This window comes from Virgibacillus senegalensis, from assembly GCF_000821245.2.
Taxonomy (GTDB): Bacteria; Bacillota; Bacilli; order Bacillales; family Amphibacillaceae; genus Sediminibacillus; species Sediminibacillus senegalensis.
This window is the reverse complement of sequence record NZ_LN611424.1, coordinates 1,057,170-1,083,046: the sequence shown is the minus strand read 5'-3', so window position 1 is coordinate 1,083,046 and position 25,877 is coordinate 1,057,170. Positions and strand designations below refer to the sequence as shown.

The window sequence follows — 25,877 nt, the reverse complement described above, 5'->3', positions numbered from 1 at the left end:
TATGCTAACACAAATCCTTTCTAATTCCTGCCGTTCCATTGTCGTTTGTATGATTTACCTCTTTGTTCCGTCATCTACCTGCTTGCAGCCTCTGTTATAATAGAGAGATGACTATGTTTTTTCAGTAAGGGATGAGATAGAGTTGCGAACGTTTTTTTTAGATAAACAAGACATCGTAAAAATCACCGGGGAACGTTTTTATAAAAGAGGCCTGGACTATTTCCAAAAGGGCCGGGTGCATGGAATCACCTACAATCCGACGATCAATGCCTGGCGCGGTCAAGTCCGGGGAACAGAAACGTACAGTGTCCGTATTTTCTTTTTTGATGATGATGATTTGGAAGGGAGCTGCGACTGTCCTGCCTATGCCACGCATTATACCTGCAAGCATATAGCCGCCGTTTTGCTGGCAATCAGCCAAGAGTCATGGAGCAAAATCCGGACTGAAACCGGGCAGGAGGATTTCGCGGTTGAAAAAGCCGATTATGATTTTTCTGTAAGAATGATTGATGCATTCACCGAAAAAACGCCGAAACAAAAGCAACTGTTGCAGGTAGAATACATCCTGCAAAGCAGGGTGAATCCTCATAATTCAACGTTTTTCCTTGAAACAGAAGTGAGACTGGGCATATCCAGAACGTATGTCATCAAAGACATCCGGGAATTGTTGTCCCATATCAAAAAAGGGATTCCTTATAAAGTAACGCCTTCTTTCACCTATCAGCCCAGCAGCCACGTATTCCGTGAGCAAGATCAACATGTTATCGACCAGTTGATCGATGCCTATGACAATGAGGCCTTATACGAAAATTCTTTTTCCAATCCTATGGCTGATAAACGATCGATTATACTGCCGCCGGCTTCTGCTGGAGAAATGCTCATGCTGCTGGCCGAGGCAGACAGTTATTATCAGGTGAGAGAAGAGAAAATGCCGATCGAGGTGGAACAAAACGTTCAGCCTGTCCGCTTCCAACTAGACAAACAGGCCGAGGAATCCTTTCAAATCGATATTTCCGATTTGGCGAATTATATGTACTTCCAACACTATGGCTGCCTATTTTCTGACGCAACCTTTTACCTGCTCGATAAGGAACAACATAAAATCATGGACCAGCTGTATGCCCTGCTGCCATACAGGACGGATAAACAGCAACAGATCGCCGGTAAAGAGATGAGTTCATTCGTCAGCAATGTCGTTCCCAAACTGGAAAAAATCGGCCGCGTTCATTATGCCGAAAAAACCAAAAAAGCCATCACGACAAGTCCGCTACGAGCCAAAGTATATCTTGATGAAGTAGCAGATTCCCTTCAATTGAAGCTGGCGTTTCATTATGGGGAAGACATTGTATATCCATATCAGGAAGACCGACTGGCGGATAAAGTGATCAAAAGGGAAGCTGCTAAAGAATTGGCGCTGATCCGCATGCTGGAGAAAGCTGAATTTGTCTTTTTAAACAACATGTATCAATTATTCAAAACAGATGCCATTTATCATTTTCTTCAAGAAACGCTCCCGAAGCTGGAAGAGATGGCTGATGTGTACCTTTCTTCTAAGATAAAAACACTAATAAATTCCGCTGATCCAATAATGTCCAGTTCTGTGGAAGTCAATCGACTAAACGGCATGCTTGATATCCAATTCGACATCGAAGGAATTTCCACCGATGAAGTACAGCAGTTAATGCAGGCGCTGATCGAGAAAAAGCGCTATTACCGAATTCCAGATGGGGCACTTGTCTCGTTGGAGGATGAAACGTTCGATTCCTTTCGACAGCTTGCAGACAATCTTCATCTTCATAAAAATCATGTCGAAGACGGTAAAATCCAAGTCCCGATGGCCCGTAGTTTCCAAGTCGAAGAGGCATTCGAGGACGGCCATGCCGAATACAGTGAAGCTTTTCAACAGCTGCTGACCCAGCTCAAAAACCCTGGAGAGCTGGATTTTCCCCTCCCTGAAAAATTGGAGGCGGAACTCCGTGATTATCAGTTGACTGGCTATCAATGGTTTAAAACATTGAGTCATTATCAGCTTGGCGGCATATTGGCAGACGATATGGGACTAGGTAAAACCATCCAAACGATCACGTACCTCTTGTCAGAAAAAGAACACAAATCGAAAATGAAAAGCCTCGTCGTCGCTCCGGCTTCGTTGTTGTACAACTGGCAAAAGGAATTCGAGAAATTTGCGCCTTCGCTCCATGTTGCCGTAGTCGCCGGCACCAAACAACAACGCCGGGAAATAGTCAATGCCAACAGTGATGCGGATGTCTATGTGACGTCGTACCCGCTGCTGCGCAAAGATACGGCCATATACGAACAAACCGTTTTTGACCACTTTATATTGGACGAAGCGCAAGCAATCAAAAACCATTTAACCCAAACGGCCAAAGCGACAAGGGTGATTAACGCTAGTAAACGGTTTGCCCTTAGTGGAACGCCAATCGAAAATTCCCTTGAAGAGCTTTGGGCGATTTTCCATACGATTTCTCCCGGCCTGTTTGTCAATAAGAAAGCATTTCTTAACCTGGAACATGACTATATTGCCCGAATCACCCGGCCATTCATTTTGCGCCGGCTTAAAAAAGACGTCCTCGAGGAACTTCCTGACAAGATCGAGACAGTTCAATATTCCGATCTTACCAAGCAGCAAAAACAAGTGTACTTGGCTTACCTGGAAAGAATGCAGCAGCAAGTCGCCGAGACGATCGAAGAAAAAGGCTTTGATAAAGGGAAACTGGAAATACTGGCCGGATTGACGAGACTGCGGCAGATATGCTGTCATCCCGCCCTGTTTCTCGATAACTATCAAGGACAATCCGGTAAACTCGAACAATTACTGGAAATGCTTCAGGAATTACAGGAAAATGGAAAACGGGCGCTCGTGTTCTCCCAATTTTCAACCATGCTGGGCATTATCGAGAAAAAACTGACTGAGCAAGGTATCGAGGTATTTACCCTGGACGGCTCGACCCCTTCTTTAAAACGTATGGAAATGGTGGATCGATTTAATAACGGGGAAAAGGCAGTCTTCCTGATTTCCTTGAAAGCTGGAGGAACGGGCTTGAATCTTACCGGGGCAGATACGGTGATTTTATACGACTTATGGTGGAATCCCGCAGTCGAAGAACAAGCTGCCGGCCGCGCGCATCGCATTGGCCAGAAAAACGTCGTTCAGGTAGTACGTTTGATCACCGAAGGAACGATTGAAGAGAAAATATATGAATTGCAGCAAAAAAAACGCGAACTTGTCGACCAAATCATCCAGCCGGGCGAGACCATGCTCTCGAAGCTGTCCGAACAGGAAATACGGGAATTGCTGCAAATGAAAGTATAACAGGGGCAAAGAGGTCTTTTTGAGATAGAAAATTACACTTTACCAACCCTTTTATAACGAAACACTAAAAAAGCATTGTTTTTATACGATGCTTTTTTAGTAGTTTTTATTTCTCTCTATTATTTTTGTCACAAGAACTTAAGGTGTGCACCACCCTTTCTTCAACAACTTTGGGATGGGAACTTAATAGAATAAAACAAGAGGTGCCAGACAGGGCACCCCTTTACTAAAAACCTTTATCCTATTGTTTAGCTAGTCTTTTCCTTTTGACGTAAGCGGTATTCCTCTTTTGCGAACAGGATACCGAGTTCATGTGGATCCCCCTGGTACATCGCTCGCTGTAAGAAACGAAGCTCTCCCTGTTCATCCCTTACCTCTAATTTGCAAAAGGCACTATTCCGCTGCAAAGCGCTGTAAAACTCCTTTTCATTCCCGATTTGCTGCCCGTTCACCCGTTCAATCCGCTCTCCGACAAGCATACCGAGTCTATCTGCCGGGGTACCTGGAATGATACCGAGTATCAGCAGACCCTTTTCAGAAGGATGGAAGAAAGGCTGCTCCTGCTTTTCTTTCTCACGAAAACGATACGTAATCCATTCCCTGCCAATCAAAGCTACAGCAAATGCTCCAAGTGAGAAAAACGGCACAAAGTAACTCGCAATAGCAAAAAATAGTACGAGGAATGCAAGCACTAGGACAGATCTGCCAATATTTTTGGCAGCATGTACTGGCTTTGTCCCTTTTACTACTTGCTCCAATCCTGTCATCAAAGGCAAAAGAATAAGACCGAAGCTTTCTCCCTGGATATGTAATACAGGCCACCAATCTGCGAATGGTTCGATCATGCCCGCTGGCACCAGCGTGAAAAACGGAATGACGGCAAGTTTTTTCAGACGGTGCCGCCCCACCCATTTCCCACGGCTCCCTTTTACTAATTCCGGATAGGTTTCCCTGCTGGAAATTCGCAAATACAAAAAGGCTTCTATTACTAGAAAGGCCGAAAGCAGTATGGCAAGCCCGGTGAAATTCAGGGATTGCAAATCCGTTGTCCAGCTAAAATCGGAATATTGCTCTATCAAAGGCGGAGCAATTAGTAAAATCAAGTAGCTGAACCCGAAGGTGTAAGCTGCCGATAACAAAGTGAATCTTCCCGTAATGGACAACAAAATCATCATGATCGACAACAGTATGACAACTGGATAGCTGAATACTACTCCGCCTCCGACAAAAGCTGCCGATAGCAGAATCCCTCCAATCATACTGACTGACCACGTATGCTTCGCTTCTGAAAATGCATCGAAAACCTTAAGTCCAAACTGAGTGCGTTCTTGTTTTATCCGCCGGGTAGAAGCCAACAAAAGAAGGATTACCGACCAGTACAGCAGCGGATTCAAAAACAGCCTGCCGACTCCTTTTGCTAACTCTATCAACCATGCATCCATCGCCATGCCATCCCTCCTCTCCGGCTCGTAATTCTATCACGTTTCTTGTCTCGATAATAGTAGGTTTATTATAGCATAGGAAAATGCCTATAAGACAGCAATATTATGAACGAGTAATAGCAAATAAGATCTTTTTGGGGTCAGTCCCCCAACGAGATAACGTGTTAACACTTTACCTCGTTGGGGGACTGACCCCGGTTCACCTAAAAAACACCCGCCGGCTGGGACCGGGCGGGTGTTAGTAATGTTAGTTACTGAAACAATACTTCCAGTGCTTTTTCTTTTTGTTTGTCGTTACTGCCTTCTCTAATTTTTTCCACAATATCAGCTTGCAGCTTGTTGGCTGTCTGCTCATCAATTTTGCCGGTTTGGTCGAGGCTCTTGTCCCCTTGGAATTGTTGTACTGCTGTTGCCGTTTTCTGGTCAAATAGTCCATCCTTATTGCCAGGCTCATAACCAAGTCCACTAAGCATGATTTGGGCATTCTTCACTTGATCGTTGTTTTGGTTCAGCTCAAGCGGTTCCTCCACTTGCAGAGGATTCGTATAAAAATAATCCGGCTGCTTGATTTCTACTGTAGGTTCAATGCCTTTTTCATGAATCCAGTTCCCTTCCGGTGTCAACCATTTGAATAACGTCATCTTGATCGTACTGCCATCTCCCAATGGAATGGCTTGCTGAACAGTACCTTTCCCAAAACTAGTGGTACCGACAAGCTCTGCGTCACCCGCTTCTTTCATTGCCCCTGCCAGTATTTCCGAGGCAGAAGCGCTGCCTTCATCGATCAAAACACTGACCGGATAGCCTTTCTTTCCCTCAATTTCAGAGAAATAACGGGACTTTTCCCCATTGCGGTCTTCTATTTGGACATATGGTGTATCCTTTGGAATGAAATTTTTCAGAATATCCTCTACAGCGGTAAACAAGCCGCCAGGGTTTCCTCGGACATCGATAACCAATCCATCTATATTTTTCTCTTCCAGTTTCGCAAGTTCCTCGTCGAACCGTTTTGCTGTTCCTTCTGAAAAAGAAGTGATCTCGATGATTCCTGCTGTTTTACCGTTTACTTCTTCTGTATCGGCATACACGGTTTCTAGTGGAATGTCGTCCCTTGTCAATTCGATATTCAAAGGATCTGAAACTCCCGGCCGGTTGATTTCCAATGTTACCTTCGATCCCTGCTCCCCTCTAATTTTGGAAACAGCGTCGTATAAATCCAATCCTTCTACACTTTCTCCGTCCACTTTGAGGATTTGATCGTTCGGTTTCAAACCTGCTTCTTCAGCCGGGGAATCCTTGATGGGTGCAATGATGGTAACCTTTCCTTCCACCATGCTTACCTCGGCACCAATTCCTTCAAACGATGATTCGATCGAATGATTGAATTCCTCTACCGTTTCCTGATCCATATATACACTATATGGATCCTCGAGGCTGTCCATCATTCCTTGAATCGCGCCTTCAATTAGCTGGCTGTCCTCCACATCTTCCAAGTAACTGTCTTTTATCAGGTTAAACGCCTTGTTCACCTTATCAAGTTGTTCGCTCCCTTGTGCACTTTCCATAAACTGTTGCTGCTCATCTGCACTTAAATCAGTAAACTTTTCACTACTGTTTCCCTGCCCGGCAGTGGAATCCTGTGACTGGGCGAGCTGGACACCGAAATAGGCCCCGACAGCGCCGAGCAGTAAAGCCGCTGCCATTATCACCGCTATGTAGCGTTTCTTGAGATTCATGGTTTTCACTCCAATGGATTTAATTCTGTTCCGCCAAAAGCCTCTCCTTACTACTTTAACATGAAATAATCCCTGGTTGAGAGACAATAGAAAAAAAGGAAGATGTAGAAAAAGGCATCACACCGAAGCTGTGCGATGCCTTTTCTTAATTCAGTTTATGCGGGACTTGTCCCAAACATGTCAACAAAGCTTAGAAGTAGTTATAAGGGTTTACTGCATTACTTTTCGAAGCATTCCATGGTCCTTTGTGCAGTTCAAAGTGCAAGTGAGGTCCAGTTGAATCGCCCGTATTACCCAATTGTCCGATTTGCTGTCCTTGGCTCACAGTCTGACCAGTCGATACGTTATAGCTATTTAAATGAGCATATACAGTAGTGTAAACTTGTCCATCAATGTAATGGCTGATAAATACACAGTTTCCATAAGAGGAAGACCGGTATGCTCTACTTACTACCCCACTAGCTGAAGCATGGACAGGTGTACCGATGCTATTGGCAATATCGATCCCTGCATGGAACGTACCCCAGCGCTGCCCTATGCCGGAAGTGTTTCGACCACTTGCTGGACGAGAAAACATGCCATTACCGCTTGATTGCTGGGAAGAGACGTTGCTTTGGGAAGATGAGCCGCCGCTGCTACTGCTTCCGCTTGATTTGGCTGCCGCCGCTTTCTTGCGGGCTTCTTCTTGACGCTTTTTCTCTGCTGCCAGCTGTTCCAGTTTTTGCTGCTCAGCTTGTGCCTGCTGAATTGCTTGTTGAATCGCGCTTTCCTGGCTTGCAAGCAATTGCTGCTCTTCCTCTAGAGACATTTTGTATTCTTCCAGTTCATGCTCTTCGTTTTCCAGCTCAGCCATGTACGATTCCTTTTGTTCCATCTTCTTGTTCAGATCAGCTTTCAACGATTCAAGTTCCTGCTTTTGTTGTTGCAAACTGTTCTTCTTGTTTTCAAGCTCTGCTTGCTTAGTTTCCAGCTGTTCTTTCTTTGTTTCCACTTCTTTTTGTTTCGTTTCCAGTTCAGCTTTTTCTGCCCTATGGGTTTCCATTATATCTTTGTCTTGATCCATGATTTTGTTCACGGCAGTTGCCCGGTTGATGAAATCCCCGAAGTTTTGCGCTCCCATCAGGACTTCCAGGTAACTGATATCCCCACCGTTTTTCTGAATGTTACGCAAACGGTTTTTCAACAAATCTTCTCGCTTGGCAATCCGCTCTTTCAGGTCTTCGATATCCGCTTTCAGCTGTTCAATTTCTTGTTTGGTCTTTTCGATTTCAGCAGTAGTTTGCTCGATTTCCTGATTGGTTGTGCTGATTTCCGCTTCTTTGTCTGCGATTCTTTCTTGTGCATCAGCGAGTTCCTGATCGATTGTCTCGATTTCGTTTGTTACCTTGTTCTGGTTTTCTTTATTCTGTTCAATTTTCTCTTCTGTGTTGGACTTTTTACCATTCACTTGATTTTTCTCTTCACTGACATCATTCTGTTTTTCTTTCAAAGAATTGATTTCTTCTTTTACGTTGTCCATTTCATTTGCTTTGACATGGCTGACACCCGGTAAAACAGTTCCTAACGTTAATGCAGTGATCATGAATAAATATGCCGGTTTTTTCTTATTCATCTTCTTTTCCCCCTGTTAATACCCATATAGCGATTGGTTTTTTCTTTTTTGTTGACTAACTTTTCTGCCTACACCTTTAAGAACTTCCGAACGCTCATGACACTGCCCCAAACTCCGATTACTGCGCCGATTCCCAGAATGATGAGGGAAAGCTGCCAAGCAAACGGATTGAAAGGCATCAATGAGACAAAATCAAATGTGATCAATTGGCTTACATTCGTGTCTAGGTAATAATAACCTGAGATAATCACTGCTATCGGAATAATACTTCCAAGTACCCCGAGAAGCAGACCTTCTATGAAAAACGGCCAGCGAATAAATGCATTCGTTGCTCCTACAAGCTTCATAATGCCAATTTCCTTGCTGCGAGCCATGATGGTAATTTTAATGGTATTGGAAATAAGGAAGATTGCCGTGAAAACCAAGCCGATAATCAAGGCCAATCCGATGTTTCTTGCGTACTTATTGAAACGGAATAAATTTTGGACTACGTCTTCTCCATAGTTTACTTCCTGAATATTATCGATTTTTTCTAATTCTGAAGCTACATTAAACGTATCTAGCGGATCTGCTGTTTTGACGACAAAAGCGTCATTCAGCGGGTTGTCCTGTTCGAACATCTCCCACGTTTCACCTTGCTCGCCCATACTTTCTATTAAACCGTTTAATTCCTCTTCTTTTGAGGAATAATCTATACTAGCAACATCAGGGATGTTTTCGATTTGTTGGCGGATTTCGTCTACTTGCGCTTCATCAGCAGTAACTTCTACCAGCGCTTTTATTTCCACGTCTTCCTCGATGTTTCCGGCTACTTGGTTCAGGTTAAGCATCAAGGCAAGAAAAGCACCGACCAAAATCAAGGTAGTTGTTACAGCTCCTACAGAAGCAATCGTCATCCAGCCATTCCGGCGGATGTTTTTAGCGCCTTCGCGAAGGTGCCTTTTGAATGTATTAAATTTCATAGCCATATTCACCTCGGTGTTCATCACGCACTACAATACCGTCTTCGATAGCAATGACGCGTTTCTTGATAGTATTCACAATCTCTTTGCTGTGAGTGGCCATTAGAATGGTTGTTCCTGTTGCATTGATTTCTTCTAGGATTTTCATGATATCCCACGAAGTTTCCGGATCCAGGTTTCCGGTCGGTTCATCAGCGATAACCAAATGAGGATGATTGACAATCGCCCTGGCAATGGCTACCCGTTGTTGTTCTCCCCCAGATAATTCATCCGGGATAAAGCGAGCTTTGTTTTTCAAACCGACTTGATCCAATACATCCATAACTCGCTTACGTATTACTTTCGGGCTCTCTTCAATTACTTCCAGTGCGAATGCTACATTTTCGAAGACTGTCATTTTGGGGAGTAATTTGAAATCCTGGTAAACAACGCCTATATCCCTTCTTAAGTAAGGAACTTTTTTCCACTTCAAATCATGAAGCTTGTAATCATTGACGATAACTGTACCTCTTGTTGGTTTCTCTTCTCTAAAAATCATCTTGATGAACGTAGACTTCCCCGCGCCACTTGGACCAACAACATATACAAACTCACCCTGCTCGATACGGACGTCAATACCATTCAAGGCAGTGACACCATTCGGGTAAGTCTTGTAAACTCCCTGCATATCTATCATAAATTTATCACCTTTATCTCAATATGTTCTATCTTGTTGAATTTTCTAGCTAGCCGACGCTGATATTTTGTCGAATCAGCAAGTCTTTTAACATTATAACATCTCTTTTAAAATTTTTTAGCCCTAAAATTATTACATTTATATTTCAAATTTAGCGTTATCCCAACAATTTAACCTATTTACCTAGTAAACCAACCGGAATAATGACGTAATTGGTAGGATAGACAGTGATTTTGCTAGAAAAATTCAACTACCTTCCTTTTATCGGCAGCTTTCCTGTTTTTTTGAATAAAAAAGATGCCCTTTTCAGGACATCTTTTTCTGTTTCTATTTTTTCTCTGCTAGCCAGGTGGCGATTAATTCTGCATCTTCTCCTGTCGCTTGTCCTGGTGGCATTCCGCCTTTGCCTTTTTCAATGATTTCCAAGATTTCTTCCTGGGAATACTTGCTTCCGACTTCCGTGAGATCTGGTCCCACATTGCCACTTAAATCTGCTCCGTGACACGATTGACAGCTTTTCTTATATGCTTCTTCAGCTGCAGCGGTATCAACAGTCCCTTCTGTGGCATTCGAACCATCATTTTCTTCGGTTTGCTGGTCTTCAGATGGTGTTTGTCCATCATCTTCTGCCTGGTCACCAGAGCCGCATCCATTTAGGATAAAGGCTGCAGCAAGCAGGAACAGGAATGAAATTTTTTTCAATGTCTATCCCCCATTTATTACTTGGTCCTCTCTATTATAAGCAAATCAATGGGTTTTAAAACCCTCGCCAAGTACTTCCGTGGCATTCATAGCTACCACAAAGGCATTCGGGTCAATTCTTTTCACAAGTTGTGTCAATTTGGTGAATTCGTTCTGTGCTACCACGCACATGACGATGCGTCGTTCTTGCTCGGTGTATCCCCCGGTCCCGTTGAGAACAGTAACACCTCTGTCGACATCCTCCAAAAGCGCTCTCCTTATATCTTCTGTATAGTCGGTAATGATCAAAACATTTTTCGACGTGTTCAGCCCTACCTGTACAAAGTCAATCGTCCTGCTGGTCACGAACAGGCCGATCAAGGCATACAACCCTTCTTCTACCGAGAAAACAAACGTTGCTGTCAGCACAATCATCCCATCAAATATCGGCACACAAACGCCGAGCGGTAAATGCGTGAATTTGTGAAGGATCTGGGCAGCAAGATCGATTCCTCCAGTTGACGCCTTCCCGCGGAAGACAATGCCAAGACCAAGCCCGACACCCATCCCTCCGAAAATCGCCCCAAGCAAAGGATCAGGGGTAGCTGGCGGTAATTCACGTGTTAAAAACACGAAAAATGGCAAAACCACGGTGCCGACCAAGGATTTCAGACCGAAGTTTTTCCCAAGAATTATTACCCCGGAAATAAACAAAGGGATATTTAGCGCCCACTGTACCACAGAAGGTTCCCAGCCAAACAATGCGTTGGTTATCGTACTGATACCGGCTACACCGCCTGATGCGATATCATGCGGCAAAAGAAAAACATTAAAAGCGAGCGCCACAAAAAACGCTCCGATAATTACCAATGAATATTCCATTACATGAACAAGCCATATAGGCATTGGATTCCGCCTGTACTTTGCAATCATCATAACACCCCGTTCATCAAGTAGCAGAGAAGGACAACCCTCCCCACCCAACCTTATGGAGTATATCATTTACCGCCATTCGGTAACAAGGCTTCGGGGACAGCAAGGCTTCGGGGACAGTCCCCCACCACGGTAGTGTATTAGCGCGACACCGCTTTACCACTCTACATCGGCGGGGGACTGTCCCCGGTTTATATTTGTTGCTTTTCTGACCTAGCTCTTCGGTGGATAAGAATAAATCGATACATGTTTACGACAATGGTCTTGCCGACTGCATACGCTGGCACGCCTAAAATCAATCCAATAAGACCGCCAAAGTTCGCGGCAACAAGCAAGATCAAGATAACGGTCAATGGGTGGATGTCGAGTTTTTTCCCCATAACCTGAGGGGAGAAGAAGTTGCTGTCGATTTGCTGCACGATAACGATCACCAACAGGACAAGCAAGCCTTTAACCGGTGATTCCGTCAATCCAACAATGACCGCTGGTGCTGTTCCGATAAACGGACCAATAAACGGTACAACATTAGTAACGGTGGCTACCAAACCAAGTACGAGGGGGTACTGCAATCCGAGGATGAAATAGCCGATGGTCAGGAGCGTACCGACACAAAGACTGACAATAAGCTGTCCTTGAATATAGGAGCTCAAGGCATGATCCAAGTCTTTTAGTACTTTTCTGCCTTCGCTCTCATATTTATCTGGCGTAAAACGCAAAAGTCGCTTCGGAAGCTTGTCACCTTCCCTAAGCATATAAAACAAAATGAAAGGAACGGTGACAAGCAATACCACGATATTCGTAATCGTAGTGATCACCGTCAAAATATTGGAACCGATCGATTCCATTGAACTGCTAAGGTAATCTCCGACTTTACTGGCCAGCTCGCCAGTAGAAACATTGCCACTTTCCTGAAAACGCTGAACCCAGCCGTTGCTTTGCACGTCTTTTATCCAGCCCTGAACACCCTCGATAAATTGCGGTAAATTTTCCGCGAGTTTGGTAAACTGCTGTTGCAATGGAGGGCCGATCAGGAAAATGAAACCTGTCAGCACTCCGGCAGCCAATAAATAAACGAGTAAAATGGCCACCCTATCGGGAATGTATTTGCTCCCAAAGTGGACAAACGGCCTCATCAAATAGTATAAGACACCCGCTACGATAATCGGTGCAGCCAGCGTCGTAAATATAATGACAAGCGGGGTGAAAACAAAGCTCACTAAATCAAGTAAATAAATGATCAATAATAACATAACGATCCCTACACCAGGGACAAACCACTTACGTTTCGTCAATTCCTTCATACCGTCACATCCTCTTCCTGTATCCATATATAAAGTAATAGCCTAACAGCCAGCAAGGTAAACGTAGGAAGAGTCCGTAACAGGCGATGAATAACTTAGATTCGCGGTCAAAGGTGTTGGTATGATTTTTGTCACTTTACGAACCTATATCATGACCGGGGATAGGACACCCCAGCATTCACTAAAGAGCCGTATTTTGCAGATTCCTCCAAACAAAAAGTCTGGAGAATGCCTCCTTGGCACTACTCCAGACTTTTACTTGTTTACATTTGGGAACGTAAATAAGAATCAATAAATGGATCAATGTCTCCGTCCATCACAGCCTGCGTGTTGCCGATTTCGTGATTGGTACGGTGGTCTTTGACCATTGAATACGGGTGGAAAACATACGAACGGATCTGACTTCCCCAGCCTATTTCCTTCTGCTCTCCACGGATTTCATTCAGCTCCTGCTTCTGCTTCTCAATTTCCAATTGATACAGCTTTGCCTTGAGCATTTTCATCGCTTGCTCCCGGTTTTTGATTTGGGAACGCTCCGATTGACACGTAACGACCGTATTGGTCGGTAAATGGGTAATCCGTACAGCGGAATCCGTCGTGTTGACGTGCTGACCGCCAGCTCCACTGGAACGGTACGTATCGATTTTCAAATCTTCTGTTTGCACATCAACATCAATATTATCGTCAAGTTCCGGCATCACTTCACAGGAAACAAACGAAGTATGTCTTCTGCCAGAAGAATCAAACGGGGAAATCCGAACCAGCCGGTGCACCCCTTTTTCTGCTTTCAAGTACCCATATGCGTTGTGACCTTTAATCAACAGGGTGACACTTTTGACCCCCGCTTCCTCACCAGGCAAGTAATCCATGGTTTCCACCTTGAAATTCTTGCTTTCTGCCCAACGGGTATACATCCGCAGGAGCATGCTTGCCCAGTCCTGTGACTCCGTTCCGCCGGCGCCAGGATGAAGCTCAAGAATCGCATTGTTCTTGTCGTACGGCTCAGATAACAAAATAAACAATTCATAATTGTTGAGTGCTTCGGTCAATTCCAATACTTCCGACTCCAGCTCTTCACGCAAATCCTCATCGTTTTCCTCTTTTACAAGTTCATAAGAAACTTCCAAGTTTTCATGAGTTTCTTCATGCTTATCAAAGGTTTGCACCAATTCTTTCAGCCCGTTGACCTCATTGATGACCTTTTGTGCCTCTTGCTGGTCATCCCAAAAGTTCGGAGCAGTCATTTCTTCTTCCAGTTCAGCAATACGGGCTCTCTTTTGTTCTAAGTCAAAGAGACCCCCTGAAGTCCGCTAATCGCTTAGCCATTTTATCCAACTCTTGCCTGATTTCCACTAATTCCATTGTGTCGTCACCTCAAATGATTGTTTATCAAACGTTTTCCCGTTCCTGACAGTGGAAAACACTTCCGTATAAAGAAGTGCTTTCCTTGTCTAACTGTTTGAGCTCTACCGCCCGTGACAGTTTTTATATTTTTTGCCGCTGCCGCAAGGACATGGTTCATTCCTGCCGACTGTTTCTGTTTTCACATACGGCTTTTTCGTTTTCTTCTTCTCTTCTTGACCGCCTGACACTGCCTGCGTATTTTTGACGACTTCTTCCCGCTGGAGGTTTTCCCTGATTTGTGCCTTCATGACATACTTGGAAACCTCTTCTTCAATGGCAGCGATCATTTGTTCAAACATCGCATAGCCTTCCATTTGATACTCGCGAAGCGGATCGTTTTGACCATATGCCCGCAGGTGGATACCTTGACGCAATTGATCCATTTGGTCGATGTGGTCCATCCATTTGGTATCAACAGAGCGAAGCAGGATAACTTTTTCAAATTCACGCATTTGCTCAGCTGTCAGTTCTTCTTCTTTCTTGTCATAGCGCTGTTTAACCTTTTCAAAAATCAGTTCGTTCATTTCTTCCGGATCTTTTCCGGCTAGATCATCGACTGAAATATCTTCCTGTTCCAACAGGTTAGCATGCAGATACTCCACAAGAGCACCTAAATCCCAATTTTCTTCTACTTCATCGGAAGTGTAGGATTGGATCGTCCGCTCGATCGTCGATTGCATCATTTGCTCGATGATCTCACGCAGGTTATCGGAATCAATGACCTCAAAGCGCTGCTTGTAAATGATTTCCCTTTGCTGGCGCAGTACATCGTCATAGGAAAGAATCGTTTTACGGGCATCGAAGTTATTACCTTCCACTCGTTTTTGAGCTGACTCGACCGCCCTGGAAACCATTTTACTTTCAATCGGCTGCGTGTCATCCATGCCGAAACGCTCCATCATTGCTTTCATATTGTCTGAACCGAACCGGCGCATCAGTTCATCTTCCATCGAAAGATAAAACTGAGTCACACCCGGGTCACCTTGACGACCGGAACGACCACGCAGCTGGTTATCGATCCGGCGGGATTCATGACGTTCCGTGCCGATAACGGCAAGGCCGCCCAATTCTTTGACGCCATCTCCGAGTTTAATATCGGTACCGCGTCCAGCCATGTTGGTCGCAATCGTTACCGCACCTTTTTGTCCGGCATCCTCGATGATTTCTGCTTCCCGATAGTGGTTTTTCGCGTTCAACACATTATGCGGAACACCTGCTTTTTTCAGCAGCTTGGAAATCAACTCAGACGTTTCCACGGCAACAGTACCGACCAGCACTGGTTGTCCGGCCTCATGGCGTTCTTTGATTTCCTCTACCACCGCACGGAATTTCCCTTCCATCGACTGATAGATGAGATCCGCTTTATCATCCCGGACAATCGGCTTGTTGGTCGGAATCACTACAACATCCATGTTATATATATTACGGAATTCTTCTTCCTCTGTTTTCGCTGTACCCGTCATCCCTGCAAGCTTTTCATACATACGGAAAAAGTTCTGGAAGGTGATCGATGCCAAGGTCATGCTTTCATTTTGAATTTGCAAACCTTCTTTTGCTTCAATCGCCTGATGGAGTCCGTCACTATAACGGCGCCCTTTCATCAAACGGCCTGTGAACTGGTCAACGATGACGACTTCTCCTTCTTCCACTACATAATCGGTATCACGGTGCATTGAGACATGCGCCTTCAACGCCTGGTTGATATGGTGCGTCAACGTGACATTTTCCAAATCAAACAAGTTTTCAATGCCGAAAAAGCGTTCCGCTTTGTTGATCCCTTCCTCGGTCAGCTGAACCCCTTTTGTTTTTTCATCATAGGTGTAATCTTCTTCATTGCGAAGTGTGCGTACATAAGCATTCGCCTGCTGATAAAGACTTGCCGATTTTTGTGCTGAACCGGAAATAATCAAAGGTGTTCTCGCCTCATCAATTAAAATCGAGTCAACCTCATCAATGATGGCAAAGTGAAGCGGACGCTGCACCATTTGTTCTTTGTACAGCACCATATTGTCGCGCAAGTAATCGAATCCATATTCATTGTTGGTACCATACGTGATATCTGCTGCATAGGCAGCACGTTTTTCTTCCTTACTAAGGCCGTTGCTGTTGATTCCAACCGTAAGCCCTAAAAATTGAAACAGCTCACCCATCTGGTTGGCGTCACGTTCTGCCAAATAATCGTTGACCGTAACGATGTGTACACCCTTACCAGTCAACGCATTCAGGTAAGCAGGCATGGTGGAAGCAAGCGTTTTACCTTCCCCTGTCTTCATCTCTGCAATGTTTCCTTCATGCAGGGCTATCGCTCCTAATAACTGGACAGGGAATGGCCGCATGTTCAGAACACGCTTCGCCCCTTCTCTGACAACCGCATAGGCTTCCGGCAACATACTGTCCAAGCTTTCACCGTTTTGATAACGCTCTTTAAATGCTTCTGTTTTATTTCGTAATTCTTCATCTGTCAATCGCTCGTATTCAGGTTCCAGCGCTTCTATTTCATCTGCCGTTTTTTGCAGACGACTAACTTGACGTTGGTTACCATCCCCGAAAACTTTCTTTAGTAATCCACGCATGTAAAACGCTCCTCTTTATTTAAGAAAGCTCGATAAAAAGGCTTTCTTTCTCCTATATTTGAAATCTGTAAGAAATAGGTTAGTCCAAACTTTATAATAACACTAGCGGTGTTCGATGACAAGAAAGCGCCGGTGAACACGAATAGATAAGAGTGGTTTCCTTTTTTTAAATAAAAATAAGCAGCCCGGAGGGACGGGCTACTTATTCAGGCGAGGGAGCATAGAGGAAACGTGCGAGGCTTGGGGAGGCACGGTGAAGCGGGGAGCTTGATGCTGAAAGAAGGAGTCCTTTTCAAGCTTGAAATGCTTTTCTTCCAATTCTGCCAGCTTCCGGTTGGTAACAGCGATAATCTCCAACAGCTGGGTGATCGTATCTTCGTGTTGCCTTAACGTATTTTTCTGTTCTTCGCATTGCTTGCAACGGCTGACTGCCAATTGCGCTCCCTCCCTTGAGGATGTAGAAATATGTACGGGAAGCAGACTGTTCGGAAAATGGTTTTACTTTAGAGAGAGCCTGTTCCCGTGTTAAGTATGTTATATCATAGGGAAGGAATTCTGACGAATGAGCGTTTTTTACAAATTCATACACAAAACCCCTGAAACGTTACGTTTGCCCAGGGGATTTTTGTATTTTGATAGGTATATTTATCCTCAAACTTCAAGTTTGCAAGAAAAATGTCAAATGAAGATCCGGCCAATCAAAATCAGCCGGATCGTTTCTTTACAGTAATTTAATCGGGGCTTTATCGAGACTTCATACTCCTGCGTTACAATCAAGATAAGCGGTTGCCGTTAAGCTTCATTAGGTTCAATCAAGCCATAGCGGCCATCACGGCGACGATAAACAACATTCGTATCACCTGTTACAGCGTTAGTGAATACATAGAAAGCGTGACCGAGCATATCCATTTGCAGGACTGCTTCCTCCGAATCCATCGGCTTCAAATTGAATCGCTTGGTACGGACGATTTCGACGCCCGCATCTTCTTCCATTTCTTCCTGGTTCAGCTGGCTTTCCAACGCCTCCTGTTCCAATTCTGCGAAAACATGTTTAGGGGCGCCGTTTTGCCGGGATTTCCGGTTTACTTTTGTTTTATATTTACGGATTTGCCGTTCTAATTTATCTACTACAAGGTCGATGGCAGCATATAAGTCGCTGTGTCGTTCCTCTGCACGCAACAGCAAATTGGTCATCGGGATGGTTACTTCGATTACCTGCTCATCATTATAGACACCTAGATTCACATATACATCGGATGTTGGCGGTTTTTCAAAATACCGTTCTAGCTTACAGATCTTCTTTTCCACATAACTGCTGATGGATTCAGTCACTTCTAGATTCTCACCACGAATGTTGAATTTCATGTAAGTGCCTCCTTTTTAACCTTATGTATTTATTATTCCACAATACCCTGTCCAATTCCTCCCTAAACAAAGAAATATTTTGTCGAATATGTGTCGAAAAGGTAAAGGAAAAGACATCCTCCACTCCTAATCCAACCCCGTTTTACAGGATTTATCCAATAAAAAAAAGGCGTCGAAACGCCTCTCTTTCACTTCTTTTGATCTAAAAACATGCCATCATAGTTCGCTAATTGTTTATAAGGATTAGTATATTTATGGTTAGAGTTTTTTTGCTTTTTGACTGTTTTCATTTCTGTTCGCAACCTCATCAGTAACTGTTTCAGGCTGTCATGAACTTCCCGGTTTATCGGCAGTAAAGCGCGCCCGGTTTCCATTTCTTCCTCGGAATAAGGTGATGCAATTCCTTCTATCAAAGTGTCTCTGTGTTCGAGGACTCTATTAATCTCTGAAATGGTCTCTTCACGCTGGTCTGCTGGAATTTCTCCTTTTAATTTCTCGCTTAGTTCCAGGGTAATATCATAAAGAGGCTGGATCCGGTTCTTCATGCTTGGGCTCCCCGGCCATATTGTTTTTGTCTATTTAGTTTGATGACTTCCTTCCAAGTATCACGGAACTCTTCCACCAAGCCCATAACTTCTTCCACGATTTCCTTATCGCTATTTATGTTCGCTTCCATAAGCCGACGATTTATATAATCATAAATAGGCAGGATTTCCTTGGAAATTTCGGCTTTTTGATCAAGAGTGACCATTAATTCCTGAATGATTTTTTGAGCCTTTTGTATATTGATGTTTTTTTGTTCATGGTTTCCTGCTTCAATATCCTTGACTGCCTGTTTTGTGAACTTGAGGCATCCGTTATATAGCATCAGCGTCAATTCCCCTGGCGAAGCGGTTGTCACGGAATTATTTTTATACGCCTGGTATTGCTGTTGCATTGACATTTGTGTAAAACACTCCCCATAACATATTATCCATTAAATTGTTGCATCAAATAAGAAGATTGTTCATTCATTCTTTGAATTGCTTTCTCCATCGCAGTAAACTGGCTCCAGTATCGGTCTTCGATTTGGGTCAATCGATCTTGAAAACGGTCAATTCTGCTATCAACATCCTTCAACTGCTTTCCGAGTGTATATTGTTCCAATGTGTGGTAACCTTTACCAGCACGTTCTTCGATTCTCTTCACTGTGGAATTAATCGAATCATCCAGTCGGTTGATTATGCCACGACCATCACCTTCCACATCATTGGAAAACAACTGATAAACAGAATCAGGATCACTCTGAAGTGCTTCACGCAGTTTACCTTCGGTTACGATTAACTTCCCTCCATCCAAGTAATTCGGAGAGGTTTCAATGCCTATCTCTGATAAATGAGAGTACTCACTGCCATTGTCAATTTCCGAATACCAGTCCTGCCGCATATTGAAAATTCCCGAGGAAAGTATTGAATCACCTTTTAGTAATCCACTCTTCGCTTTTTCTTCCCACAACTCAATTTCTTTTTCAGACATGTCTTGCTTTTGAGCATCGGTCAATGGTTTATAATCCCGGTATTTTTCTTCACTTAGGCTTCCGTTTACCTTTTCAATCACTTCATTGTACTTATCCACGAACTTCATTATTTTTTCTACTGAGGCATCTACGTCATTACTGACGGTTATATTGGCGGAACCATTTGTTGTGTCATTGAAGTTAAATGTCACGCCGTTTAGAGTCGTTGAGTTTGTTTTGGACTTCAACGTAATAGCGCCATTGTATATGAATTCTGCATCTTGCGCAGCCTTCTCCTGACCAAGCTGCAAGGTGCCTGTAAAAAACCCGGAGGTGTCTGCGCTGAAATCGATTTCCGGGCCTCCTTCATTATGTACACCTGCTTCTGTTCGCTCCATTACGACTTTATCCGCTTGTACGTCATAAAAAGCACGTACTCCGTTATCTTGGTTTGTAATCTTCGTCAACACACTATTTAATGTATCGTTTTCTGTAATGTCAATTTCGTATTCTGTTCCTTCTCCATTTTCATATGTGGTGAATTTCATCGTACTAGGTACTGTAACACCGCCGGTAAAATTCTGCTCAGATAGTTTGCCGAACGGATTTATCTTTTCAGTTCCTCCAGAAATCCCTTGGGTACTGACATTCACTGCAGCCTCTGCCAACTGAGTCACTTCAATGTTATAGGTTCCATTTGAAGCTGAGGCAGCTGCCGTGGCTGATACTGCACTTTCTTGTGACGAGGAAGCCTGTCTGGTACTATAGACTTTTTGATATTTCATTTTCTGAACCAGATCATCTAATTCAGATAAACTTTTGTTTACATCCCTGTAAGCATCGCGCTGCCAAGTTGTCCACGTTTTGTCTTGCTCCATCTTTTGCAGCGGGATACGCTCAGCTTCCATTAAATCATTGACTAGTTGATCGATGTCCATCCCGGAAGCCAAACCGCCAATTCGCATACTATTTACATTGTTTACCATTTTTTCACCAGCCTTTAAATCTTTTCATCGACAATAAATCCCATGAATTCAGCCATTGCAGCATAGACATCAAGAAGCTTTTTCGGTGGTATTTCCTTGATTACTTCCTTTGTATCCGTGTCTATCACTGTTACATAATACTTTTCAAGCTTGTCATGCAATTCAAACTTGAGACCAGTATGAGTCGGCTCTAAAAATTCATTCAGTGCGTCGATAGTGTTTTGGACTTGATTTTTTTCATTTTCTTCTTTATACGCACCATTAATTACTTCAAAATCAGTTTGTTCACTAACAGGTTCATTAATGGATCTTTCTCTTGCAGTTGTAGAAAACTCAAGTTGTTCAGTCTTTTGCAGGAGTTGGGATCCAGATAAAATCTTCCCAACGTTCATGGCAAAAGCCACTCCTATTCTATGTAGTTTCTTTTTATATCGGCAAGACATTTAAAAAGTAAAGGTTCATCCGAAAAATATATAAAAACGGATAGGACATCTCCTATCCGTTCACCAATACTGAATGCTAGTGTCGTTTGTTCAGCCACAGCACACCCGATTTGGCCAGACGAGGCAACAATCCTGTCACCGGCTGCTGCAGCATGTTCCCGAAACCGTCCGATTTGCCCAATGAGCCTAAAGCTCCTTTTAACTTGATTTCTTTCGGCTGTTCCGGCGCATTGTCGTTTAACAATGCAAGCAGTACATCCGCTATTTGTTCCCCCTGTTGTCCAGCCAGCTGTGCACTGGGCGAATGCACAGAAGAAGCACAGTCCCCCACAACATATACCGTCGGATGAGAAGGAACCTGATAATAATCATTTAGCACTATCTTATTCTGTCGGTCCTTCGAGAATGGAAGCTCCCGGACCAAATAATTTGGCTGTACACCTGCAGTCCAAATTGTAACATCATTCACAAAGCAAACCCCATTGTTGCATACACCGTCTTTTTCGACATATTCGACATTTGCCTTGTGAATGACTTCGACGTCATTTTTGGCAAACCATTCTTCCACGTAATTTTGGATTTTCGAATTGAACGCACTCAACACCGTTTCCCCGCGATCGAGCAACCTTACGTTCAAGTCCGGCCGGCTTTCCCTGATTTCGGATGCTACCTCAATACCGCTTAAACCGGCACCCACGATGGCAACCTTACCATATGCTTTTAAGTCGCCGACTGCGACACTTCCATGTCTGGCCCGTGAAATGGTCTGCACGCTTTCGGTAAACTCCGCTGCTCCTTCAATGCCATGGTAATTGTCTTCACAGCCCAACCCGATCACCAAATAATGGTATGGGACAGCTTCCGTCACCCCTTGGACAAGAATCTGCTTATCGTCCACGTCGATTTTTTCAATCTCTCCATACACATAATCAACCTGCCCATGCTCTGGAAACTCCATTCTTACTTCCCTGTCTGCTTTTGTCCCGGCAGCTATTGCATAAAATTCTGTTTTCAACGAATGGTAAGGATTCCTGTCGATTAACGTAATATGGACATCTCCAGGTAATCCACCATCCAAAAGTTTATTCAGAATTTTAACCCCTCCGTAGCCGCCGCCAAGTATCACTAATCTCCTCATACCTTAACCCCTTCTAATCTAGTTGACTAGCTTGTCGCGTATTTATAGTGAAAAACGCTTACAAGGTTTCCCACTTTAAAGATTATCAAAAAAGCTGTCGAATGACTAGAGTCTAAACAAAAATCCCAAACTTGAATCTCTCTCTAATAAAAATAGTAATATTTATTTACTCTCCTAAACATAGTATAATAGGATTCCTTGATTTAAAATTTCCTTGATTTCACCCGATAATTATAGTAGATAGATTAAATCATCTTATTGGAGGACCCCTAAATGAATAACCCCGTTTTACAAATAGGTGATAGAAAAATTGGTTATGCCTATGAACCTTTAGTAATAGCAGAAATCGGTATCAACCATGAAGGCAGTTTGACTACTGCAAAACAAATGGTTGATGCAGCTTTTAAATCTGGTGCAGAAGTAATTAAACATCAAACTCATATTGTGGAAGATGAAATGAGCAAAGCTGCCAAGAGTGTCATTCCCGGCAATACAGATGTATCGATTTATGATGTAATGGATAGGTGTGCACTTAATGAAAAGGAAGAAATGGAACTCAAAAATTATGTTGAAGCCAAAGGAATGATTTTCCTGAGCACCCCTTTTTCAAGGGCAGCAGCAAACAGGCTTGAAAAAATGCAAGTAAAGGCATATAAAATTGGTTCTGGTGAATGTAATAATTATCCTTTGATTGAACATATTGCCTCTTTTGGAAAACCTATGATTGTTTCGACAGGTATGAATGACATCGAGGCCGTAAGAAAAACGGTCGATATTTTAGAAAAGCATCAAATACAATATGCTTTACTTCACTGTACGAATGTATATCCTACCCCCCCTGAGTTAGTTCGATTGGGGGCAATGAAAGAATTAATAAAGGAATTCCCTAATGCCGTTGTCGGGTTGTCCGATCATACACTTAATAACAATGCTTGCTTAGCCGCTACCGGCTTAGGGGCCAGTATACTGGAAAGACATTTCACCGATAGTAAAGCTAGAAAAGGGCCGGATATAGTTTGTTCAATGGATCCTCAAGAATTAGAACAACTCATAAGCGGCAGTAAAGAGATATCCAAAATGCGAGGTGGCAAAAAAGAAGCAGCGGCAGAAGAAAAAGTGACAGTCGACTTTGCGTTTGCCACAGTGGTGAGCACCAAAAAAATAGCATCCGGGGATACAATCACAAAAGATAACATTTGGGTTAAAAGACCTGGAACAGGCGAAATCAAAGCAGAGGATTATAATCGGTTGATTGGCAGGAAATCAGCAAGGACTATTGAAAAAGATGAGCATCTAAGTTGGAGTGACGTTCTTTAATGAAAAAAAAAGTATTATTCATCACGGGAACAAGAGCAGACTATGGTAAATTGAAATCACTTATGAAGGAAGTTGAATTGAGTGATAGCTTTGAATTGTTTGTTTTTGTCACCGGGATGCACATGTTATCTAAGTATGGTTCTACTTGGCAGGAAATAAAAAAAGATAATTTCAAAAACATCCATCAGTATATAAACCAAACAGGACAAGGTCAAATGGATATTACGTTAAGTAATACCATATTGGGTTTAAGTAACTATGTTCACGAACTCCAGCCGGACATGATAGTGATTCACGGAGACAGACTTGAAGCACTAGCAGGAGCTATAGTAGGTGGATTCAATAATATACGGGTTATCCATATCGAGGGCGGCGAGATTTCAGGTACGATTGACGAATCGATCAGACATGCCATAACCAAATTTTCACACATACATCTTGTAAGTAATCAGGAAGCTAAGAGAAGGGTCATACAACTCGGCGAAAAAGAGGATACTATTTTCATCATTGGATCACCCGATATAGACATCATGTTGTCAGAAGACTTGCCCGATTTGAACGAAGTAAAACAAAGATACGAGCTTCCTTTTGATTCATATGCTATTCTGATTTATCACCCCGTCACTACTGAGTTGGAACAATTGGAACACAATATTAAACAAGTTGTCGAGGCAGTAGTACAATCCAACCATAATTATGTGGTAATATACCCGAACAATGATGAAGGCAACCAAAAAATCTTAGATATGTATCAACAATTTGAAGAAAATCCAAAAATCAAATTGTATCCCTCTATGCGTTTCGAATATTTTTTGACTTTACTTAAAAATTCAAGATTTTTAATTGGCAATTCTAGTACTGGGATTAGAGAAACTGGCATTTACGGCATACCCTCTATTGATATCGGAAATAGACAAAACGGAAGATATGATGCCACTAAACAGGGCGGTTCAATAATTTCCGTAAAGGAAAATAGTGAAGATATACTACATGCTATTGCTTCCATAAATGGCAGGCAAAACAGGCAAGTAGATTATGGCGAAGGAAATAGCCACAAGCAGTTCATTAAGCTTTTGGAAAGTGACACTATATGGAGCGTCTCTATCCAAAAGAAATTTATTGATGCTTCTAGTAATGAGGTGTAAACATGCTTAATGGAAAAACTTTCTTAGCAGTGATTCCTGCCCGCGGCGGAAGCAAGGGAATACCGAGAAAAAACCTGACATTTGTTAATAGGAAACCACTTATTCAGTACACAATCGAAGAGGCTTTAACATCTGAAGCTATCGATGATGTTATTGTCTCTACCGACGACCAGGATATTGCCGATGTGTCCATCAAACTTGGGGCAAGTGTCCCTTTCCTTAGACCGCCTGAACTTGCCGGTGATCATTCGAAAACAATCGATGCTGTCATGCATGTCATTAATGAGCAAAGAAACCGGTATAAGGAATATAGTTACGTTGTTATCCTGCAACCCACCCAGCCTTTACGGAAAAGTTGGCATATTGATGAAGCAGCTTTGAAAATTATTGAAAATGGTCAAAATGGCCTTGTCAGCATTAGTAAAGTAGTTGAACATCCCGTTTTAATGAGAACGATAAGCTCGGAAGGCCGGTTAAAAAACGTCCTAAATATAAACAGTACCCTAAGACGTCAGGATTTCCCCGATGTTTATAAAGTAAATGGTGCTATTTACATTAATAAGATCTCCTCCTTATCTAATCAGACCAGTCTGAATGATAACGAAATAGGCTATATCATGGACGAGAAGTATGATTTGGATATAGATAAACAGAGCGATATTGAAGAACTCTTGAGAAGAGTTAAAGTATGAGGATTTTTTTCTCCTGAATTTCACTGATCGGCCATGGGATTTCCTTTGAGTCCGGCTGACAATAAAGGGTGATGATTATGTAACTAATAATCATCACCCTTTACATTTATCATACTTGACTTTCAGCACTTTTTAGCTATAGAGAATACTAAGGGAACAATCATTTTAACGAAGACTATCCCTCTTTTTTGATAATAAAACTTGGAGTCTTTGCAAATGGAAACTTGTTGATTTGAATATTTTTATCTTTGAAAAAGTTATCGACAGCTTTAGTTTCACCTGCAAAAACCCCGTAATCATCTACAATCAGTATCCCTCCGATAGAGATTCGTGGGTATAAATTTTCTAAAATTGTAACCGCTGGTTCATAAATATCAGTATCTAAGTTCAGCAAAGATATCTTCAAATGGGGATTCTTATTTAAGTATTCTGGAACTGTTTGTGAAATGTCCCCTTCCATTAATTTAATTTGATTATTTACCCTTTATTTTCCAAAACGTCATACAGTTGCTTTTTGGATATTCCTTCCCGGCCCGCTACGTCAATAAAATGTTGTCTTAATTCTTTATCTTCCGAGAAATCAGTATTGGGAAATTTCCCAAATGCATCAAATCCGATTTTTTTTAGAAAAGGAATTTTCAA

22 protein-coding genes are annotated in these 25,877 nt (G+C 42.8%); 4 read left to right on the top strand and 18 right to left on the bottom strand.

The features are described 5' to 3' along the window. Positions 1-142 precede the first annotated feature (142 nt). Complete coding sequence (locus BN1067_RS09340) at positions 143-3,334, top strand: DEAD/DEAH box helicase (protein WP_053218595.1); 3,192 nt, start codon at positions 143-145, stop codon at positions 3,332-3,334. Positions 3,335-3,582: 248 nt separating this feature from the next. On the opposite strand, the gene BN1067_RS09335 is transcribed toward BN1067_RS09340, so the two are convergent. The 17 genes from BN1067_RS09335 to BN1067_RS09255 form a co-directional block, all read right to left on the bottom strand. After that, positions 3,583-4,782, bottom strand: coding sequence for a PDZ domain-containing protein (locus BN1067_RS09335; RefSeq protein WP_053218594.1), 1,200 nt, complete (start codon positions 4,780-4,782; stop codon positions 3,583-3,585). 245 nt (positions 4,783-5,027) lie between these two features. Next, on the bottom strand, positions 5,028-6,512 hold the full coding sequence (locus BN1067_RS09330; protein WP_053218593.1) for a S41 family peptidase: 1,485 nt from the start codon (positions 6,510-6,512) through the stop codon (positions 5,028-5,030). Positions 6,513-6,702: 190 nt separating this feature from the next. Beyond that, positions 6,703-8,124: a murein hydrolase activator EnvC family protein gene (locus BN1067_RS20510; RefSeq protein ID WP_053218592.1), complete on the bottom strand. Its 1,422-nt coding sequence runs from the start codon at positions 8,122-8,124 to the stop codon at positions 6,703-6,705. A gap of 68 nt (positions 8,125-8,192) precedes the next feature. Continuing rightward, positions 8,193-9,086, bottom strand: coding sequence for a permease-like cell division protein FtsX (ftsX, locus tag BN1067_RS09320; protein ID WP_053218591.1), 894 nt, complete (start codon positions 9,084-9,086; stop codon positions 8,193-8,195). Further along, entirely contained in the window at positions 9,076-9,762 is a 687-nt protein-coding gene (gene ftsE, locus BN1067_RS09315) for a cell division ATP-binding protein FtsE (protein WP_053218590.1), read from the bottom strand. Before ftsE ends, ftsX begins: the two co-directional genes overlap by 11 nt. A 327-nt stretch (positions 9,763-10,089) precedes the next feature. Beyond that, positions 10,090-10,464 (bottom strand): cytochrome c551, encoded by a 375-nt coding sequence (gene cccB, locus BN1067_RS09310; RefSeq protein ID WP_053218589.1) that lies wholly within the window; start codon positions 10,462-10,464, stop codon positions 10,090-10,092. 45 nt (positions 10,465-10,509) lie between these two features. Beyond that, the gene (locus BN1067_RS09305; RefSeq protein WP_053218588.1) at positions 10,510-11,349 is read right to left on the bottom strand and encodes a YitT family protein; all 840 of its coding nucleotides are present in this window, start codon (positions 11,347-11,349) and stop codon (positions 10,510-10,512) included. Between the two features lie 218 nt (positions 11,350-11,567). Then, complete coding sequence (locus BN1067_RS09300; RefSeq protein WP_110943404.1) at positions 11,568-12,677, bottom strand: AI-2E family transporter; 1,110 nt, start codon at positions 12,675-12,677, stop codon at positions 11,568-11,570. A 263-nt stretch (positions 12,678-12,940) separates the two neighbouring features. Beyond that, a protein-coding gene (prfB, locus tag BN1067_RS09295) for a peptide chain release factor 2 (protein WP_234400661.1) occupies positions 12,941-14,039 on the bottom strand; the annotation gives its coding sequence in 2 pieces (ribosomal slippage) (positions 12,941-13,975 and positions 13,977-14,039; 1,098 coding nt in all). A gap of 104 nt (positions 14,040-14,143) precedes the next feature. Further along, positions 14,144-16,654, bottom strand: a complete 2,511-nt coding sequence (secA, locus tag BN1067_RS09290) for a preprotein translocase subunit SecA (protein WP_053218586.1) — start codon at positions 16,652-16,654, stop codon at positions 14,144-14,146. A 198-nt stretch (positions 16,655-16,852) separates the two neighbouring features. After that, positions 16,853-17,089 carry a hypothetical protein gene (locus BN1067_RS09285; RefSeq protein ID WP_053218585.1) on the bottom strand — a complete coding sequence of 79 codons (237 nt, stop codon included), beginning with the start codon at positions 17,087-17,089 and terminating at the stop codon, positions 16,853-16,855. Between the two features lie 357 nt (positions 17,090-17,446). After that, positions 17,447-18,019: a ribosome hibernation-promoting factor, HPF/YfiA family gene (gene hpf / locus BN1067_RS09280; RefSeq protein ID WP_053218584.1), complete on the bottom strand. Its 573-nt coding sequence runs from the start codon at positions 18,017-18,019 to the stop codon at positions 17,447-17,449. 188 nt (positions 18,020-18,207) lie between these two features. Next, a complete protein-coding gene (locus BN1067_RS09275; protein ID WP_035427022.1) occupies positions 18,208-18,564 on the bottom strand; it encodes a flagellar protein FliT in 357 nt (118 codons plus the stop codon). Continuing rightward, complete coding sequence (fliS, locus tag BN1067_RS09270) at positions 18,561-18,962, bottom strand: flagellar export chaperone FliS (protein ID WP_053218583.1); 402 nt, start codon at positions 18,960-18,962, stop codon at positions 18,561-18,563. The genes BN1067_RS09275 and fliS overlap by 4 nt, the downstream gene beginning before the upstream one ends. A 26-nt stretch (positions 18,963-18,988) precedes the next feature. Then, the gene (locus BN1067_RS09265) at positions 18,989-20,500 is read right to left on the bottom strand and encodes a flagellar hook-associated protein 2 (protein ID WP_234400660.1); all 1,512 of its coding nucleotides are present in this window, start codon (positions 20,498-20,500) and stop codon (positions 18,989-18,991) included. Positions 20,501-20,514: 14 nt separating this feature from the next. Next, entirely contained in the window at positions 20,515-20,892 is a 378-nt protein-coding gene (flaG, locus tag BN1067_RS09260; RefSeq protein ID WP_026570966.1) for a flagellar protein FlaG, read from the bottom strand. A 127-nt stretch (positions 20,893-21,019) separates the two neighbouring features. Next, positions 21,020-22,081: an NAD(P)/FAD-dependent oxidoreductase gene (locus tag BN1067_RS09255; RefSeq protein ID WP_053218582.1), complete on the bottom strand. Its 1,062-nt coding sequence runs from the start codon at positions 22,079-22,081 to the stop codon at positions 21,020-21,022. A 273-nt stretch (positions 22,082-22,354) separates the two neighbouring features. Here BN1067_RS09255 and neuB point away from each other — a divergent pair, with 273 nt between their 5' ends. The 3 genes from neuB to BN1067_RS09240 are packed head-to-tail and all read left to right on the top strand — an operon-like array spanning position 22,355 to position 25,235. Beyond that, positions 22,355-23,398, top strand: coding sequence for an N-acetylneuraminate synthase (gene neuB / locus BN1067_RS09250; RefSeq protein WP_026570968.1), 1,044 nt, complete (start codon positions 22,355-22,357; stop codon positions 23,396-23,398). Then, positions 23,398-24,543 (top strand): UDP-N-acetylglucosamine 2-epimerase, encoded by a 1,146-nt coding sequence (gene neuC / locus BN1067_RS09245; protein WP_026570969.1) that lies wholly within the window; start codon positions 23,398-23,400, stop codon positions 24,541-24,543. Before neuB ends, neuC begins: the two co-directional genes overlap by 1 nt. Positions 24,544-24,545: 2 nt before the next feature. Further along, on the top strand, positions 24,546-25,235 hold the full coding sequence (locus tag BN1067_RS09240; protein ID WP_053218581.1) for an acylneuraminate cytidylyltransferase family protein: 690 nt from the start codon (positions 24,546-24,548) through the stop codon (positions 25,233-25,235). 175 nt (positions 25,236-25,410) lie between these two features. On the opposite strand, the gene BN1067_RS19855 is transcribed toward BN1067_RS09240, so the two are convergent. Next, positions 25,411-25,704: a TylF/MycF/NovP-related O-methyltransferase gene (locus tag BN1067_RS19855; protein ID WP_267893609.1), complete on the bottom strand. Its 294-nt coding sequence runs from the start codon at positions 25,702-25,704 to the stop codon at positions 25,411-25,413. Positions 25,705-25,877 lie beyond the last annotated feature (173 nt).